General features: G+C 61.3%; 19 protein-coding genes. 9 read left to right on the forward strand and 10 right to left on the reverse strand.

Going from position 1 to position 15,377, the window contains the following annotated elements:
- Positions 1-8 precede the first annotated feature (8 nt).
- Together EI293_RS06820 and EI293_RS06825 are read left to right on the forward strand one after the other, a co-directional pair.
- A complete protein-coding gene (locus tag EI293_RS06820; protein WP_125436410.1) occupies positions 9-266 on the forward strand; it encodes a hypothetical protein in 258 nt (85 codons plus the stop codon).
- A gap of 11 nt (positions 267-277) precedes the next feature.
- Complete coding sequence (locus EI293_RS06825) at positions 278-487, forward strand: hypothetical protein (protein ID WP_125436411.1); 210 nt, start codon at positions 278-280, stop codon at positions 485-487.
- Here the strand turns inward: EI293_RS06825 and EI293_RS06830 are convergent.
- The 5 genes from EI293_RS06830 to EI293_RS06850 form a co-directional block, all read right to left on the reverse strand.
- On the reverse strand, positions 484-1,134 hold the full coding sequence (locus EI293_RS06830) for a DNA-3-methyladenine glycosylase family protein (protein WP_317127204.1): 651 nt from the start codon (positions 1,132-1,134) through the stop codon (positions 484-486). The genes EI293_RS06825 and EI293_RS06830 overlap by 4 nt on opposite strands.
- Before the next feature lie 12 nt (positions 1,135-1,146).
- Entirely contained in the window at positions 1,147-1,809 is a 663-nt protein-coding gene (locus EI293_RS06835; RefSeq protein WP_125436412.1) for a metallophosphoesterase, read from the reverse strand.
- Positions 1,806-2,288 carry a GNAT family N-acetyltransferase gene (locus EI293_RS06840; RefSeq protein ID WP_125436413.1) on the reverse strand — a complete coding sequence of 161 codons (483 nt, stop codon included), beginning with the start codon at positions 2,286-2,288 and terminating at the stop codon, positions 1,806-1,808. Before EI293_RS06840 ends, EI293_RS06835 begins: the two co-directional genes overlap by 4 nt.
- Before the next feature lie 100 nt (positions 2,289-2,388).
- Positions 2,389-3,651 carry a cation:proton antiporter gene (locus tag EI293_RS06845; protein ID WP_125436414.1) on the reverse strand — a complete coding sequence of 421 codons (1,263 nt, stop codon included), beginning with the start codon at positions 3,649-3,651 and terminating at the stop codon, positions 2,389-2,391.
- 210 nt (positions 3,652-3,861) lie between these two features.
- Positions 3,862-4,887, reverse strand: coding sequence for a threonine aldolase family protein (locus EI293_RS06850; protein ID WP_125436415.1), 1,026 nt, complete (start codon positions 4,885-4,887; stop codon positions 3,862-3,864).
- Positions 4,888-4,987: 100 nt separating this feature from the next.
- Here EI293_RS06850 and EI293_RS22060 point away from each other — a divergent pair, with 100 nt between their 5' ends.
- On the forward strand, positions 4,988-5,158 hold the full coding sequence (locus EI293_RS22060; protein ID WP_170170283.1) for a hypothetical protein: 171 nt from the start codon (positions 4,988-4,990) through the stop codon (positions 5,156-5,158).
- A 146-nt stretch (positions 5,159-5,304) separates the two neighbouring features.
- Here EI293_RS22060 and EI293_RS06855 read toward each other — a convergent pair whose 3' ends face one another.
- The gene (locus EI293_RS06855) at positions 5,305-5,799 is read right to left on the reverse strand and encodes a metallophosphoesterase family protein (RefSeq protein ID WP_125436416.1); all 495 of its coding nucleotides are present in this window, start codon (positions 5,797-5,799) and stop codon (positions 5,305-5,307) included.
- A 220-nt stretch (positions 5,800-6,019) separates the two neighbouring features.
- Between EI293_RS06855 and EI293_RS06860 the strand changes: the two genes are divergently transcribed.
- Together EI293_RS06860 and EI293_RS06865 are read left to right on the forward strand one after the other, a co-directional pair.
- Positions 6,020-6,718: an NUDIX hydrolase gene (locus tag EI293_RS06860; RefSeq protein WP_125436417.1), complete on the forward strand. Its 699-nt coding sequence runs from the start codon at positions 6,020-6,022 to the stop codon at positions 6,716-6,718.
- Between the two features lie 29 nt (positions 6,719-6,747).
- Positions 6,748-7,230 carry a hypothetical protein gene (locus EI293_RS06865; RefSeq protein WP_125436418.1) on the forward strand — a complete coding sequence of 161 codons (483 nt, stop codon included), beginning with the start codon at positions 6,748-6,750 and terminating at the stop codon, positions 7,228-7,230.
- A gap of 78 nt (positions 7,231-7,308) precedes the next feature.
- Here EI293_RS06865 and coaD read toward each other — a convergent pair whose 3' ends face one another.
- The 4 genes from coaD to EI293_RS06885 all read right to left on the reverse strand — a co-directional run bounded on the left by coaD (position 7,309) and on the right by EI293_RS06885 (position 10,242).
- Positions 7,309-7,779, reverse strand: coding sequence for a pantetheine-phosphate adenylyltransferase (gene coaD / locus EI293_RS06870; RefSeq protein WP_125436419.1), 471 nt, complete (start codon positions 7,777-7,779; stop codon positions 7,309-7,311).
- Positions 7,780-7,891: 112 nt separating this feature from the next.
- Entirely contained in the window at positions 7,892-8,773 is an 882-nt protein-coding gene (locus EI293_RS06875; protein WP_170170284.1) for a DUF3822 family protein, read from the reverse strand.
- Between the two features lie 308 nt (positions 8,774-9,081).
- On the reverse strand, positions 9,082-9,588 hold the full coding sequence (locus EI293_RS06880) for an NUDIX domain-containing protein (RefSeq protein ID WP_125436421.1): 507 nt from the start codon (positions 9,586-9,588) through the stop codon (positions 9,082-9,084).
- Positions 9,589-9,639: 51 nt separating this feature from the next.
- Entirely contained in the window at positions 9,640-10,242 is a 603-nt protein-coding gene (locus tag EI293_RS06885; protein ID WP_125436422.1) for a DUF4126 domain-containing protein, read from the reverse strand.
- 79 nt (positions 10,243-10,321) lie between these two features.
- On the opposite strand from EI293_RS06885, the gene EI293_RS06890 reads away from it, so the two are divergent.
- From EI293_RS06890 to EI293_RS06905, 4 genes are all read left to right on the forward strand, one after another.
- Positions 10,322-10,741, forward strand: coding sequence for a PaaI family thioesterase (locus EI293_RS06890; protein WP_125436423.1), 420 nt, complete (start codon positions 10,322-10,324; stop codon positions 10,739-10,741).
- Positions 10,742-10,827: 86 nt separating this feature from the next.
- The gene (locus tag EI293_RS06895) at positions 10,828-13,044 is read left to right on the forward strand and encodes an ATP-binding protein (protein ID WP_125436424.1); all 2,217 of its coding nucleotides are present in this window, start codon (positions 10,828-10,830) and stop codon (positions 13,042-13,044) included.
- Positions 13,045-13,145: 101 nt separating this feature from the next.
- Entirely contained in the window at positions 13,146-14,570 is a 1,425-nt protein-coding gene (locus EI293_RS06900) for an ATP-dependent DNA helicase (protein ID WP_044002639.1), read from the forward strand.
- Positions 14,571-14,745: 175 nt separating this feature from the next.
- Positions 14,746-15,291 (forward strand): DUF1573 domain-containing protein, encoded by a 546-nt coding sequence (locus EI293_RS06905; protein ID WP_125436425.1) that lies wholly within the window; start codon positions 14,746-14,748, stop codon positions 15,289-15,291.
- Positions 15,292-15,377 lie beyond the last annotated feature (86 nt).

Raw genomic sequence — 15,377 nt, forward strand, 5'->3', positions numbered from 1 at the left:
TCTGAACGATGACCCTTTGGTTTTGCCGCGTTTGCGGCCTGGATTACGACGAGTCGCCCTGGGGGCCTGATGGCCGGCAGCCGGATTTCAGCAGTTGCGGCTGCTGCGGCGTTACCTTTGGCTTCGACGACGCGACGCCCGCGGCGGCCCGGCAGTTCCGGGCGCAGTGGCTGGCCGCCGGAGCCGCCTGGTTTTACCCGCGCCAGCGGCCGACCGGCTGGGAACCGGCCCCGCAGCTGGCCCAGCTCGACCCGCTTTACCGCTAACCCTTGCCTGCATGGATTTTTCCGACCTGCTGTTTTTGTTGATTATGGTCTGCCCGCTGTCGGCGCTGATGACGGTGTACATTGCCCACATGTACGGCCGCCGGTTCTGGCCGTGGCTGCTATTCGGGTTCTGCGTGCCGCTGGTATCCACGTTTATTGCCATTGTACTGGGCATCCGGGAGGCACGCCGCCGCGAAGCTAACGGCGAAACCAACGACTAAGCGGCCCCGGCAGCCGGCGGAGTATCCGGCGAGTTATCCAACGACTGCCAGAGGTACTTGCTGGCCAGGGTGCGGTAGGGCCGCCAGGGCTCGGCTAGCTCCGTCATGCGGCGCAGCAGGGCCCGGCCGGTTTCCTGCAGGCCGTAGTGGCGGCGCATGGCGTTCTGGATGCCTAGGTCGCCTTCCGGGAATACGTCAGGCTGGTCGAGGGCAAACATTTGGAGCATCTGGGCGGTCCAGCGGCCTACGCCCTTAATCTGGGTGAGGTGCTGGGTGAATTCGTCGTCGGAAAGCTGACTGAGGTGGGCGTGGTCGAGCTGGTCGCGCTGGGCGAATTCGGCAATGGCGCGCAGGTAGCCCGCTTTCTGCCGCGAAATGCCCGCCGTGCGCAGGTCTTCCTCGGTGAGTAGGAGCAGGGCGGCCGGCTCAGGATAGCCATCGGGTTGGAACAGGGCCTGCACCTTGCGCCAGATGGCTGCTGCTGCCTTGGTGGAAATCTGCTGGCTCACGATGGCACGCAGCAACGCTAGGTACAGGTCCTCGTGGGCGGCGGGCGCAATGGGCCGGCCCCGGGCAATGAGGCCGGCCATTACCGGGTCGGCGGCGGTGAGGTGGCGCAAAGCGGCGGAATCGGGCGGGTTCATCATAGGATCAGCAGGCTAGACCAGCGCAATATCGAGGCGGGAAGTGGGAACCGAAAACTCGGCCAGCAGCTCACCGGTGGGGGAGAAGCGCACGGCCGTCAGGTACAGGCCGTTGTAAGCCCCCGTATCCAGGTACACCGTGTTGCTGGTGTGGTCGAATACGGTCTGCCCGTCGGGGCTGGGGGTATGGCCGACTACCTGCCGCTGCGCTGCAAAACGGTGCAGCGGGCCGCGCCGCCAGAGTACGCCCTGGGGGTTGTCAGGGTCGAGGGGCGCGGGCGTATCGGCAAAGCCGGCGTGACTGATGAGCAGGTGCTCGTTCTGCCAGCACAAGGGCCGCTGAGCCAGCCAGGCCAGATGTTCGCGCAGCATTTCGGGGCGGCCCCGGTACTGCTGCACCGTGGCGCGGCCGCCCCATTCCAGCCAGGGCGGGTTGGGGCCGCCGGGACCGAAGTGGCGCAGCATCTCGTGCTCGTGGTTACCCTTGAGCCACACGGTATGGCCCGGATGGGCAGCTTCCAACTCGCGGGCCAGCTGCACACACTCCGGCGCAAAGCGGCCCCGGTCCACCAGGTCGCCTACCTGCACCAACAGCTCGGTGGCGGGCTGCCAGTGCGTGAGCAATTCGCGCAGCGTGTGGTAGCAGCCATGCACATCGCCTAGCACAAAGAGGTTCATACGGCAGTGGCCAGCGGTTCGTGTTGGAGGCTGCACAAGTCGAGGCCCGGCGCCCAGTAGTCGGGCTGGGTTTCCAGGAGCTGAAAACCAAGTTTCTGGTAGAAACCGGCCGTCAGCTGGGAGGTTTCCACCTGCACGGGCAGATGCGGAAACAGCCGGGCCGCTTCCCGCAGCCGAAACTCGGTAAGCAGCCGGCCCAGACCCTGCCCGTGGCGGCTGGCATGTACCAAATCCCAGGTCAGATCCACCTGGTCGTCGTCGAGGGCGTAGCCGGCGGCGGCCACCACGGTGCCGGCCGGATCTTCTTCGGCGGCCTCGTCCGGTGTTTCCACGACCACGAAGTAGGGCAGGCCGGTGCGCAGGTAACGGAGCAAATCGACTTCCTCCGGCGCAGTGAAGTAGCGGGGCACGTTCGAGTGAAACAGGGCCAGCACGGCCGCTTCGTGGGCGGCGGCATCGTAGGGCAGCAGGTGGAGCATAGGGCGGGAATCAGGAAAGGATATGGATTGGCGCACGGCGGAAACCGCCTGCTGGCCCGGCCGGCTGTGCCTGCCGGACCGGACAGTGCTAACGAAATTATCAGTGGTCCGGGTCTGGCTCCGGGCTGCTGAGGCCCAGCCGCTTCACCAGCGGCCCGATGGTAAGGCCCTGCACGATGATGCTGAAGATAACCACTATATAGGTGATGCCCACGATCAGGTCGCGGGGCATGGAATCAGGCAAGGAAAGGGCCAGGGCCACCGAAATACCCCCGCGTAGCCCGCCCCAGGTAAGCACCCGCAGCGTGGGCCGGTCGAAGTGGTAGTAGCGGCTGAGCACGCTCAGGGGCACGGCTACCGCAACCAGGCGGGCTATCAGCGTGATGCCGATGGCCAGCGCGCCAATCAGCAGGATGGTGCGGTTGATGTCGAGCACCAGCATTTCCAGGCCGATGAGCACGAACAGCACCGCGTTCAGAATCTCATCCAGAATTTCCCAGAATTTATCCAGGTACTCGCGGGTGATGTCGGACATGCCCAGGCTGCGACCCTTGTCGCCCACAATCAGGCCGGCCACCACAATGGCCAGCGGCCCCGAGGTGTGCAGGGCCGTGGCCAGCGCCGTGCCGCCCATCACCAGGGCCAGGGTAATGAGCACTTCCACCTGGTAATGGTCGATGGTGCGCAGGGCCCAAAAGCCGGCGTAGCCCAGGGCCACGCCCAACGCAATGCCGCCCACCGCCTCCCGCAGAAACAGCTCCCCGATAACGGCGGCCGTGGCCTGCTCGGCCCCGAACTCGGCAATCTGAAACAGGCTCACGAACACCACCACCGCAATGCCGTCGTTGAACAGGGACTCGCCCACGATTTTGATTTCCAAGCTTTTATCGATGCGGGCTTCCTTGAGAATACCCAATACGGCAATGGGGTCGGTGGGGGAAATCAGGGCCCCAAACAGCAGGCAGTAGATAAAATCGACGGGTTGGTAGAGCAGTGGTAGTATCACATACACGGCCGTAGCCACGATGACGGTGGAAAGCAGCGTGCCCACCGTGGCCATAGCGGCTACTGCGCCCCGCTCGCGGCCCAACGTGCGCACATCTACGTGCAGAGCCCCCGCAAACAGCAGGAAGCTCAGCATCACCTGCATCAGAATGGTGTGGAAATCAATGCCGCGCACCATCTCGCTGGCCGTGAGCACCCACGGCACCCCCAGCCGGCCCAACCCGATGGCAAGTAGCGAAGACACCAGCGCCAGCACCATTAGCCCGATGGTGGAAGGCAGGCGCAGAAAGCGGTGGTTGATGTAGCCAAACGTGGCGGCCAGCACCAGCAGCAGGGCCAGAGTATTGTATAACTCCATTCAGTAAGCAGGACAGGAAAAAGGAATACTACCCAGACGTAAGGTTGCGCTGCTTCGTTGGAAAAACCGAAAAGTTGGGCCGGCCGCTTCCCCGGTCCTGCGGCAAGCCGTCGGGCCGGTTGCGGTGAACTGACGTTGTTAGGGCCTCACCCTCGCGTCGTTGTTCACGCGGCAACCGGCCCAACGGCTTGCCGCCGCCGGGCCGAGAACTTACAAAGTCGCCAGGGCCGCCTCGATACGGGTTATCATGATGTCGTCCACGTCGAGGTGGGTGACGAAGCGGATCATCTGGGGGCCGAAGGAGGAAGCCTTAATGCCGTGCTGCTCCAGTTGAGCCAGGAAGCCGTCGGCGGGCGTGGTGTCGTGGAGGCGGAAGATGACCAGGTTGGTTTCCACGGGCAGCACTTCGGCCACGTAGGGTTGGGCGGTCAGGGCGGTGCCCAGCTGCCGGGCGCGGCGGTGGTCGTCGGCCAGGCGCTCCACGTTGTGATGGAGGGCGTAGAGGCCGGCGGCGGCCAGGTAGCCGGCCTGGCGCATGCCCCCGCCCATCACCTTGCGGATGCGCTTGGTTTTCTGGATGAACGCCTGGCTTCCCAGCAGCACCGAGCCTACCGGCGCGCCCAGCCCCTTGCTCAAACACACCGAAATGGTATCGAACAGGCGGCCGTACTCGCGGGCATCCTGGCCGGTAGCTACCAACGCGTTGAAGATGCGGGCTCCATCCAGGTGCAGCGGAATGCGCTGGCGCTGGGCTACCTCAGCAATGGCCCCGATTTCGGCCAGCTCGTAGCAGCTGCCGCCGCCGCGGTTGTGGGTGTTTTCGAGGCTGATGAGGCTGGTGGTGGGATAGTGCACGTTCTGGGGCCGGATGGCGGCCTCCACCTGCGCGGCCGTGAGGCGGCCCCGGCTGCCGGGCAGCAGCGCCACCGAAGCCCCCGAGTGAAAGGCAATGCCGCCCACTTCCCACAAATAAATGTGCGAGGTCTGCTCGCAAATTACTTCACTCAGCGGCTCGGTGTGGGCTTTGATGGCAATCTGGTTGGTCATGGTGCCACTGGGGCAGAACAGGCCGGCCTCCAGCCCGAACCGGTCGGCGGCTTCCTGCTCCAGGGCGCGCACCGTGGGGTCTTCCTCGTACACGTCATCGCCTACGCGGGCCTGAAACATGGCCTCCAGCATGGCCGGAGTGGGGCGCGTGACGGTGTCGGAGCGCAGGTCGATTATGGGGTTGCTCATAAGAAGTTGGCAAGGGAAAAGCGGGAAAGGTTTCCCGGTGTCAAATTTAGTCGTTACTTTTGCCCCTCGTTTACAGAAAGACTTTAACCGACCCGGAAAAATGAGCATTACCCGTCTGAAGCGGAAGCACCGCAAGAACATTGCCCGCGCTAACAACAAGCAGCGCATCATTAAGCAACTGCTCCTGACCCCCGTTCTGAAGAACGTGGACCTCGAAGAGCTCAAGTCGCGCTTCACCAAGAGCGAAGCCAAAACCGAAGCTGCTGCCTAAGCGCGTTTCCCGCTGACTTGCCCGTCCCGGAGTCGGTGGGTTGTAAGTCAGAACTTCCAAAAGAGCCTTTCCTGGAAACAGGGAAGGCTCTTTTTTGTGTGCGTCAGGCTGTCATTGCGAGCCGGAGGCGAAGCAATGACGGCCACTCACTTCGGCCCCAGTTCCACGGCCTGCAGGTTCTGCACGCGGCTGTCCGCCACATCAAACCGAAGTAAAGTGCGCACCTTATGAAAACCCTGGCGGCCGGCGGCTCCGGGGTTGAGGTGCAGCAGGCCCAGGCGCGGGTCGGGCATGACTTTGAGAATGTGGGAATGGCCACTGATGAAGAGGCCCGGCCGCCGCTCCTGCACCAAGGTGCGGCCGGCGGGGCTGTAATGGCCCGGATAGCCGCCAATGTGCGTGATGAGCACCCGCAAGCCCTCCAGCTCGAACTCCTGCACCAGCGGCTGGGTCAGGCGCACGTCGCGGCCGTCGATGTTGCCGTACACGCCCCGCAGCGGAGCCACGGTTTCCAGCGTGTCAATCACCTCGGCCGTGCCGAAGTCGCCGGCGTGCCAGATTTCGTCGCAGCCGCGCAGATGGTGCAGGATGCGCTCATCCAGGTAGCCGTGGGTGTCGGAGAGCAAACCGATTTTTTTCATGGGGCGAAAGTAGACAGTCGTTGCCGGTTGTGGGTTGCTGGTTGTCAGTTAGGCGTACGGCACATCGGGTAACTCGCAATCCATGATTGGCAGGCCGGCAACTGAACCGGCTACAACCCGTATCTTGCCCGGCCCCCCGGGCTTTCGTTTCCGGGGAAATATGCTGTGTTTTGCAGCAACCCGCCCGAATCACCTTTTTGCTCCCCCAGATTACCCCGCGATGAACGTCTTCATCAACGATATTCCGCTGATTATCAAAAAAAACAGCGAGAAGGTGTACAAGCACAAGTACGACCTGATTCTGAACCCGGAAGATGAATTCATCTCCAAGGATCTGATTGGCGACGTGCTGGTGCGCGACGTGACCGACGTGTTCGTGGACCGCCTGCTGCGCCTGATGGAAGTGAAGAAGCTGAAAAAGCTGAAATCACTGACGTTGCTGGCCCGCAAGAAAAAACGGCTGATTCTGCACCTGAAAGACCAGTTCAAAATCGTGAAGGCCGCCGGTGGCCTCGTGGTGAAGGACGGGCAGGTGCTGATGATTTTCCGCCTCGGCAAGTGGGATTTGCCCAAAGGCAAGCTCAAGAAGGAGGAAGACCCGGCCCTCGGTGCGTTGCGCGAAGTGGAAGAGGAGTGCAACATCCAGATTGAGCTGGGCGAAGATCTGCCCAGCACCTGGCACTCCTACGCCTACAACGGCAACAAAATCCTGAAAAAAACGAACTGGTACATAATGCGCTGCCTTGATGACACGCTCATGAAGCCCCAGGCTGAAGAGTATATCGAGGAAGTCCGCTGGATGACGCCCCAGGAGGCGCTGCAGGTGCTCGATGAGTCGTACGCCAGCATTGCGCTGGTGGTGCGGCACTACCTGAGCGAAGTGGCCGGGCAAACCCCCGCCAACCAGGATGCCAACTAACTCTATTTTTCTCCTTTTCTTCCTCGCGTATGCGTCTAGCTCGTCTCCTTCCTGTTGTGTTGCTGTTGTCGGGCCTGGGAGCCTGCACCGGGTCACAGTCCGTTTCTGAATCTGGCAACCCGGCCACGGGCAGCGCGGAAGCCTCCCGCACGGCGGCCGTGGACATGCCCAGCTTGGTAGGCCGCAACATTGATCAGGTACGCCGCGCTTTAGGAGCACCGCGCGAAACCAAGGACCAGAAAATCGGGCTGGACCCCACCGCCGAGCAGATGAAGGCTACCAAAGGAGAGGACTGGATCAATACCTTTGAACGCAACGGCACGACCGTAGTGGCTACCTTTAACGCCCGCACCCGCAAAGTGCGCGACTTTGTGGTGGTAGGTGCCGACGAGGACGAGTTGCTGCGCAAAGCCAATCTGAGCCTGACGGCCCCCGATTACATGGTACTGCCCGTAGCCAACCCCCAAAACAACCGCGAAATCATCGGCATGCGCGTCGTAGCCCGCAGGTAAGGTGAAATTACATGTAAACAGCCCCCTGTCGTTTAGGTACGACAGGGGGCTGTTTACATGGAAGGAAGGGCAAAGGGTTTATTCCTGAAGAGCCGGCGCGGGGAGGGCAAACGGTACGAAGTCGTTGACGTTGCCGCCGAAGCGGTGAATTTCGCGAATGATGGTGCTGCTGATAGCCGCCAAAGCCGGCGAGGTAATCAGGAATACAGTTTCCAGCTCGGGGTTGACGTGGCGGTTGGCCTGGGCAATTGTGTTTTCGTACTCGAAATCGGTGGTGTTGCGCAGGCCGCGCAGCAGGAACTTTGCACCGGTTTCGCGGGCGAAATCGGCCGTCAGGCCTTTGTAGGTTTGCACCGAAACCTTGGGCTCATCCTGAAAAACCTGTTCAATCATGCCGGCCATCTGTTCCACGGGCAGATACCGCTGCTTGCTGCTGTTGTTGCCGATGGCAATAATCACTTGGTCGAAAAGTGCAGTGCCCCGCCGGACCACGTCGAGGTGGCCATTGGTGAAGGGGTCGAAGGAGCCGGGAAACAGGGCAATACGCATGGGAGAGAGAGTAAGGGAGTACCTGAGTAAGGAAGTAACGGACTACGTGTGAAGGAGCAGAACGAAAGGTGTGGACTCCCCGATTACTACGTTACTCCGTCACTTAGTTACGCTACTCACAGAGGTGTAGCGCATATAGTTCGAAGTAGCGGTACTCAAACAGGTCGTTGAGACGGTAGCTGTAGCTGAGGTCGAAGGGGCGGTTGCCGAAGCGCAGGTTGCGGATATATTTGCGCAAAATGGTGAACAGCTCCGAATCGTGCATCAGGTCGCCCCACACCATCACCATATCCTGGTCGGGATTGAGCTGGAGTTCCTGCATCACGAGGATGGTGTAGTAAATCAGGTCCTCGGGGGTACTAAAGGGAAACACGTTGCAGAACTCCGGCTGCTTACCGTTCATGGCCAGCAGCGTTACTTCCTGCTGCCCGATACTCAGGTAGATACGCCGGGGGCTGCCCTGTTCGCTCTGATGGGCTACCCCTTGCAGCAGGGCGCTGGTCTGGTGTACCAGGCGGCCCGCCGGGTAGGCGTTGCGAAACCAGCTGCTCAGGCCGGTATCAACGGCAAAGAGGCTGGTGATATCGAGGCCGGGGTGGGTGTAGTGGTGTACCGATTCCCGCTGCGGGTCGAGGGCGTGGTGTAACTGCAGGCAGGCCGCTTCGTCGCCGGCCCGGAACAGGGGCGCGGGCAGCAGCGTGAAGGCCCGATTCTGCACGGCCAGGCGCACCCGGTTCCAGCCGGTGCGGCCCAGCAGGTCGTGGTCGGCGGCCAGGGCCAGGGCCTGCTGCGCCACGGACACCCCGGCTTCGGGAGCCGTGTACTCGTCCAGCGCCACAAACTTATTGCGCCGCACATCAGCCACCCCTACGCGCAGCCCGGCCGGACCGGCCGTGAGGTACAGATTATATGCCGCCAGGCTGTCCAGGTCCAGCGTTTCGTCGCGCAGGCGGTGCAGAGCTGCCGGGGGCATGGTGACAGTGGCAGTGGACATAGGCAGAAATAAAAAGCAGGAGCAGAAATCAGGAGATGCCCGCCAAAGGTACACCCACGGCGGCCAACCATAAAACCGGGCTGTGGCATGAGGCCATTTGTAAGCAGAGCAGAAGGGCCAGGCGCCGGAGCCGAATAGGAGCAGGGCGTAATATTCTTCTGGTGTTGCTTGTATCAAGGGGCTGTGGGCAAACCCGCTGGCCCACATTGATTACGGCCTCATGCGTGCTTTCTGTCCCACATTCCTTGCCTGAATGAGCAGGCATACCCCCGCCACAAAAAAACAGGATACTACCCTGCAGGACGCTCCTACTGAAACCGTATCTGCGGGATGAATACGTCGTCGGTGCTGATAATGTCACGCAGCACCGGATGCACCTGCGTGGGCAGCAGCAGGCCCAGTTGCCGGGGCGTGAGGAAAGCCAGCTCGGTGAGCAGCTGCGCCTCGGGGCTATGCTCCGGGTCGTGGCCCAGCCGGGGCGGGCGGCCGGGCTGTATCGGCTGAACTTCAAAGAACAGCTCCAGCGCCTGCAGCCCGGGGCCCTTGAACTCGTGCAGATGCAGGAAGCGGCCCACGCTGACGGCCAGACCGGTTTCTTCCTCAAACTCACGCTTTAGGCACTGCTGCAGCGTTTCGCCAAATTGCCAGCCCCCGCCCGGTGGCGACCAGAAGGGTAACTGCTGGGGCAGCAGGCCCCGGTGAGCGGTCAGGAGCAGGGTGCCATCCTGCACCAGCAGGCCGCACACCCGCACCCGGGCTACCCCGGCATATGCCTGCAGCAATGGGTCAGGGACAGAAGCGTTGGAAGAGGGCATAGAGCAGCAGTAGGCGAAGCGCAAAGCTACACGCTTCGGCCCAAACGCACCTTAGCCCGCTATATTACGCTGGCTACCCCTTTGTGCCGCCCGCCGCTGCTGCCAGCGCCGCAGATGGCTGAGCATCCAGATTACCACAACCACCGCCAGCCCCGCTACCAGCAGCGGCAGGGCCAGCCCCAGCACCGACCCCACAATGGCCAGCACGTTTTCCAGCGTAGCCAGCACGGGGTTGCCCAGGCCGGCCGTGGTAACGGTGGAGCCGGCGCGCAGCAGGGAAGTACCCGTCTGGATGATGCCGGCCGTACCGCCCCCCACCAGAATGCCCAGGCCCCAGCGTACCATCGGCGGCATATCAGGCAGCGCAGACGTCATGAGAATGGTGCCGGCAATAAAGGAAGCCGGCCCCGTGATAGTATCCAGCACATTATCAACCACCGGTACATAATATCCCAGCACCTCGGCTACGGTGGCGGTTCCCAGGGCTGCTACCGCCGGCCAGGTGCCCAGCCACGCGAAGCCGGGCGCGGGCGTGAGGTATCCGGTACGGTAGGCCAGAGAAGCCGCCAGCAGCGGCACGAATACCCGAAAGCCACTGCACGCGGCCAGTGCCAGGCCCAATGAGCCAGCCAGCAGAAAATCAAGGTGTTCCATGTGGGAAAGGATGGCCGGCAACCAAGTGGCCGTCTGAAGATGGGAAGCTACTGGCTAAAATATACAACTTTGCAGGTGTATGACCTCTGATTCTCTCGAAGCCCGCATCCGCCGCAAACTCACCCGCCAGCACTTTATGCACCACATCGGGGCCAACCTGACCCGCATTGAGGAAGGCCGGGTAGAGGCAGAGCTGCTGTTGCAGCAGCACCACCAGCAGCATAGCGGCTTTGCCCACGGTGGCCTGGTCGCCTCCATGGCCGATCTGGCGGCCGGTTTCGCGGCCGTTACGCTGGTGCCAGAAGGAACCGGCGTGGTAACGGTGGAGCTGAAAACCAGCTACCTGCACCCCGGCGTGGGCCAGCGGCTGCGGGCGGTGGGCTGGGTACTGAAAGCGGGCCGCCGCCTGCACTTCTGCGAAGCCGAAGTATGGTGCGATTCGCTGCTGATTGCCAAGGCTACGGCTACTATGGCCGTGGTGGAACCGGCCGCCGGCTGATTTGGTATGCATGCGTCGGAATGTGCTGAATTCTTCCCAACTTGAGACGGTAGAGTAGCTTCCTGCCAGCGTCCTCACTATTTGTTATGAAGTGGATTATTACCGTATTTCTATTGCTGCTTGGGGGGCCTTTGCTGGCCCGTCAGTCGTACTGGAATGCTGATTACGACTCACTCCGACATGTTCTGCAGGGGCAGACTACCGATACGGCCCGGGTCCGGACACTGACTCATCTGCTGCATCTTACGGAGCTTACGGAGCCGGCCGGCCGGCAGCAGGCCGCCGACATGATAACCGAACTGCTGCGGCTGAATGCCCGGACGCGGCAACTGGCCAGTGCCGCACCCTATCAGGAGCTGCAAGCTGGCCTGCGGTTGTGGCAGCGGGAGCAGTACAGTGGTGCGCTGGACGCTATGCAACAGGCCATTGAGCTGTTTGATGAAGCGGGGCAGCCCGTACCATTTCTACTCATCGACCTGGCTCCGCTCTACAATAAACTCAGAGAATCTACTACCCGGGTTGCGTATTTCAACCGCAAGCTGCGCCAGTATCAGGTGCATGGCCCCATCGAAAACGCGGCGGCCTGCTACCTCACGCTGGGCGGCTCCTACCGCCATCGGGGCGACTATAACCAGGCCATCAGCTACTACCTGCGCGCTGCCGACCTGTTTGGTACGTTCAACCACCGGCTGCACGCCGCCGAGCTGATGGTGGCCGGCAATACCTACGCCGAGTGGGGCAACCCCGGTAAAGCACTACAGTATCTGAAGCAGGCCGTCGAAACAAATGAGCGGTATCACATTAAAGGCATTGCGCAGTTTTATTCCAAGCTGGCCATTGCCCGCCTGTATCTGCAGGCAGGTGATGTGGCCGCCGCGCAGCTTTACACCAACAAAGCCTTTGCAACGGCCCGGGAGGCAGGAACCAACAAGCCTTCCTACACTGCCTATGCCCTGATCCTGCAAAGCCAGGTGCTGCTGGCGCAACGCCGTGCCGCCGCCGCGCTGCCACTGCTTACGCGCGCCCAGCAGCTGTCCGATTCCCTGAAAATGGAAATCACCGGCCGTCCCGGCGAGTTTGCGCTGGACGCAACCTGGGCCGACTATTATGTGGCTCAGGGAAAATATCCGCAGGCGCAGAAGCACCTGCAGCAGGCATATGCGCTGGCTACTGTCGCCAATTTTCAGATGCTGCGGCCCAAGTATCTGCGGGAGTTGGTGCGCTTTGAAGCAGCCCACGGTACCGCCGCCAAAGCCCAGCAATACAGCCTGGCCTACTTAGCCTTGCAGGATACGCTCAACAAAGCGCAGGGCAATAACCTGCTGGCGCAGTACGAAGGTGAGCGGGTAGAGCAGGCACAGAATACCCAGATTGCCCGGTTGTGGCAGGAAAAAGTAGTGCAGGCCCTACGGCTGCGGCAGCGTAACCAACTTCTGGCCGTGACGGTGGCGGCCCTGCTGCTGATTTCGGGGCTGGGGGCGCTGGTTTACCGGCAGCTGCAAACCAACAAGCGTACTCTGGCGCAGCTGCGCCAGACGCAGAACCAACTGGTGCAGTCGGAGAAATGGGCCTTTGTGGGCGAAGTATCGGCGGGTATTGCGCACGAGCTGCAGAACCCGCTCAACTTCATGAAGCGCTTTGCGGAGGTCAGTACTTCGCTGGTGGATAACATGGATAACTACCAGCACAATGCCGGCCTGGAGCAGGAAATTCTGGTGGGCCTGCGTCAAAACCTGCAGGAAATCAGCCAGCACGGCATGCGGGCTTCGGCCATTATCAAAGATATGCTGGAACACGCCCGCACCGGCACCGGCCAGCGCATCACTACCGACCTGAATGCCCTGGTGCTGGAATACCTGCAGTTGGCCCGCCAAAGTCAGGAATTTCGTGAAACGGCGGCGGTAGTAGGCGTTGAAACCCGCTTGGCGCCCGATCTGCCCCCCGTGCCCGTCGTTCCGCCCGATATGGGCCGGGTGCTGCTGAACCTGTTTACCAACGCCTTCTACGCCGTGATGCAGCGCCAGCAGGCCGGGGAGGCTGGCTACGAGCCTCAGGTACGCATCGATAGTCGGCTGCACGCCGGGGTCGTGGAGGTGCGCGTGCACGACAACGGTACCGGAATGCCGCAGGAAACCCGGGAGAAAGTATTTGAGGCTTTTTTCACCACCAAGCCTCTGGGCGAAGGTACGGGCCTGGGCCTCTCGCTCAGCCACGATATTGTGCAGGGCCACGGCGGTACCATCAGCGTCACCTCTGAGGAAGGAAAGGGCACCGAGTTCGTCATCACGCTGCCCACGGAGTAGCCTGAAACCACCCTGCCAGAACAACTCCCCCGTTACGCCCGCAATCAGCTACCCGAAGGGAGCCTAAACCGACGTAGCTTTGTTATCCCGATTACAACGCTATGCTCTCCCTTCGAACTCCGTCCGTCCGCGACCATTTTGCCTACGAACCTACCCAGGACCAGGCCACGCTGTTTCAGCAGTTGGATAAGTTTCTGGGTGACGCCTTGCCGGGGCGGAAGGCCTTCATTCTGCGCGGATACGCCGGTACCGGCAAAACCACGGTGGTGAGTGCCCTGGTCCAGTGGCTGCACCAGATGGGCCGCAAATACGTGCTGATGGCCCCCACCGGCCGCGCCGCCAAGGTCATGGGCACCTACTCGGGCGTGGCGGCCAGCACCATTCACAAGAAAATCTACCGCCAGACCAGCGGTACGCCGGCCCAGGGACTCTCGTTCCAGCGTCAGCCCAACCGCGCCCAGGATACCCTGTTTATCGTGGATGAGGCGTCAATGATTTCCGACGAAAAGGCCTTTGGCGAAAACGGACTGCTCGATGACCTGATGAATTACGTGTTCGAAAAGCCCTCGAACCGGCTGCTGCTTATCGGCGACACGGCCCAGCTGCCACCGGTGGGCCAGCTGCTCAGCCCCGCCCTCGATGCCGATCTGCTGCGCCACCGCTTTCGGGCCGAAGTGGCCTCCGTGGAATTGCGCCAGGTAATGCGCCAGGCCGAGCAGTCGGGGATTCTGATGAATGCCACCGTGCTGCGCGAGGAGCTGCGGGAGGAAAAGCCGGTGATTCAGTTCTTCACCAAAGGCTACTCCGATATCTTCTCGATGGGCGGCGATAAGCTGGAAGACGGCCTGCGCTGGGCCTACAAGAACTTCGGTCACGAGAACAGCACCATCATCTGCCGCTCCAACAAGAACGCCAACCAGTACAACCAGTTTATCCGGCGCATTCTGTTCGAGGCCGAGGATGAGATAGAGTCGGGCGACTACCTGATGGTAGTGCGCAACAACTACTACTGGCTGCCTAAGGATTCCGACATCGGCTTTCTGGCCAACGGTGACTTTGTGCAGGTCGTCAAAATCATTCGGACCACTGAGGAGTTCGGCTTCCGCTTCGCCGATGCCCGCGTGCGGCTGGTAGACTACCCCGATGAGCCGGATATGGAAATCAAGCTCCTGCTCGATACGTTGCACACCGAAAGCCCTGCCCTGCCCGCCGACCGGAACAAAGCCCTCTACGACGCTGTCAGTGCCGACTACGCCCACCTCGAAACCAAGAAGGAGCGCACCGCTGCCATCCGCAAAGACCCGTTCCTGAACGCTTTGCAGGTGAAATTTGCTTACGCCCTCACTTGCCACAAAGCCCAGGGTGGCCAGTGGCAGGCCGTGTTCGTAGACCACGGCTACCTCAAGGACGAGATGGTCAACTCGGAGTTTGCCCGCTGGCTGTATACCGCCGTCACCCGCTCGTCTGAGAAGCTGTTTTTGTTGAACTTCAACAAGAATCTAATCGGCGACGCGGTGGAGGAATAAGCGTCGGTCCGGGCGAAGCAGGAAAGGCAGTTTGCCAGCCCAACCAGAACCCAAACCCGGGTGTTGTGTGTTATGCTTCATGCCGGCTTCACACATCGGGATGAAAACTGACACGTAACTTGGCCGAGCGGCTCAAACTTGTATTTTTGCTACCTTCCTTAACGCACGTAACATCATGAAAAAAGCACTTCTGCTGGCCCTTTCGCTGTCGGTTATGGGTTTCGCGGCTCAGGCCCAGACAGCCGCCGTGAAGCCCGCCAACGCCCAGACCAAAGTAGCCGGCCCGCAAATCCAGTTTGAGGAAATGAAGTACGACTTCGGCTCCATCCATACCGGCGACGTGGTAGAGCACACCTTCAAGTTCAAGAACGTGGGTACTCAGCCGCTGGTGATTTCCAACATTGGTGTGAGCTGCGGCTGCACCACTCCCGACTGGACGCGGGAGCCCGTAATGCCCGGTAAATCCGGCACGGTGACGGCCAAATTCAACTCGGCCGGCAAAATGGGCATGCAGAATAAAGTGCTGACCATTGAATCGAACTCGGCGGCTGGCAATGCCATGGTTTCCCTGGTCGGTGATGTGAAGGAAGCTGGTGCCACTGTTTCGGCTTCGGCCGCTCCGGCTCCCGCCGCCACCGACGTAGCCCCCGGCTCCGGCGACGCCAAGCAGAAAGTGAAAGCCGGCGACAACAAAATCAAAGCCAAGCGCAAGGCCTCCTAAATCAGGCGTTATAGCCCCATAAAAAAGCAGCCGGCCACTTGTGGTCGGCTGCTTTTTTATGGGGTTTACCTTAGCAGAAACAGGAG

The organism is Hymenobacter perfusus (assembly GCF_003944765.1).
GTDB lineage: Bacteria > Bacteroidota > Bacteroidia > Cytophagales > Hymenobacteraceae > Hymenobacter > Hymenobacter perfusus.

What these genes read in the sequence shown, in the direction of transcription:
- EI293_RS06820 (WP_125436410.1), top strand. Translation starts at nt 9, where the DNA reads ATGACCCTTTGGTTTTGCCGCGTTTGCGGCCTGGATTACGACGAGTCG.
- EI293_RS06825 (WP_125436411.1), top strand. Translation starts at nt 278, where the DNA reads ATGGATTTTTCCGACCTGCTGTTTTTGTTGATTATGGTCTGCCCGCTG.
- EI293_RS06830 (WP_317127204.1), bottom strand. Translation starts at nt 1,134, where the DNA reads ATGATGAACCCGCCCGATTCCGCCGCTTTGCGCCACCTCACCGCCGCC.
- EI293_RS06835 (WP_125436412.1), bottom strand. Translation starts at nt 1,809, where the DNA reads ATGAACCTCTTTGTGCTAGGCGATGTGCATGGCTGCTACCACACGCTG.
- EI293_RS06840 (WP_125436413.1), bottom strand. Translation starts at nt 2,288, where the DNA reads ATGCTCCACCTGCTGCCCTACGATGCCGCCGCCCACGAAGCGGCCGTG.
- EI293_RS06845 (WP_125436414.1), bottom strand. Translation starts at nt 3,651, where the DNA reads ATGGAGTTATACAATACTCTGGCCCTGCTGCTGGTGCTGGCCGCCACG.
- EI293_RS06850 (WP_125436415.1), bottom strand. Translation starts at nt 4,887, where the DNA reads ATGAGCAACCCCATAATCGACCTGCGCTCCGACACCGTCACGCGCCCC.
- EI293_RS22060 (WP_170170283.1), top strand. Translation starts at nt 4,988, where the DNA reads ATGAGCATTACCCGTCTGAAGCGGAAGCACCGCAAGAACATTGCCCGC.
- EI293_RS06855 (WP_125436416.1), bottom strand. Translation starts at nt 5,799, where the DNA reads ATGAAAAAAATCGGTTTGCTCTCCGACACCCACGGCTACCTGGATGAG.
- EI293_RS06860 (WP_125436417.1), top strand. Translation starts at nt 6,020, where the DNA reads ATGAACGTCTTCATCAACGATATTCCGCTGATTATCAAAAAAAACAGC.
- EI293_RS06865 (WP_125436418.1), top strand. Translation starts at nt 6,748, where the DNA reads ATGCGTCTAGCTCGTCTCCTTCCTGTTGTGTTGCTGTTGTCGGGCCTG.
- coaD (WP_125436419.1), bottom strand. Translation starts at nt 7,779, where the DNA reads ATGCGTATTGCCCTGTTTCCCGGCTCCTTCGACCCCTTCACCAATGGC.
- EI293_RS06875 (WP_170170284.1), bottom strand. Translation starts at nt 8,773, where the DNA reads ATGTCCACTGCCACTGTCACCATGCCCCCGGCAGCTCTGCACCGCCTG.
- EI293_RS06880 (WP_125436421.1), bottom strand. Translation starts at nt 9,588, where the DNA reads ATGCCCTCTTCCAACGCTTCTGTCCCTGACCCATTGCTGCAGGCATAT.
- EI293_RS06885 (WP_125436422.1), bottom strand. Translation starts at nt 10,242, where the DNA reads ATGGAACACCTTGATTTTCTGCTGGCTGGCTCATTGGGCCTGGCACTG.
- EI293_RS06890 (WP_125436423.1), top strand. Translation starts at nt 10,322, where the DNA reads ATGACCTCTGATTCTCTCGAAGCCCGCATCCGCCGCAAACTCACCCGC.
- EI293_RS06895 (WP_125436424.1), top strand. Translation starts at nt 10,828, where the DNA reads ATGAAGTGGATTATTACCGTATTTCTATTGCTGCTTGGGGGGCCTTTG.
- EI293_RS06900 (WP_044002639.1), top strand. Translation starts at nt 13,146, where the DNA reads ATGCTCTCCCTTCGAACTCCGTCCGTCCGCGACCATTTTGCCTACGAA.
- EI293_RS06905 (WP_125436425.1), top strand. Translation starts at nt 14,746, where the DNA reads ATGAAAAAAGCACTTCTGCTGGCCCTTTCGCTGTCGGTTATGGGTTTC.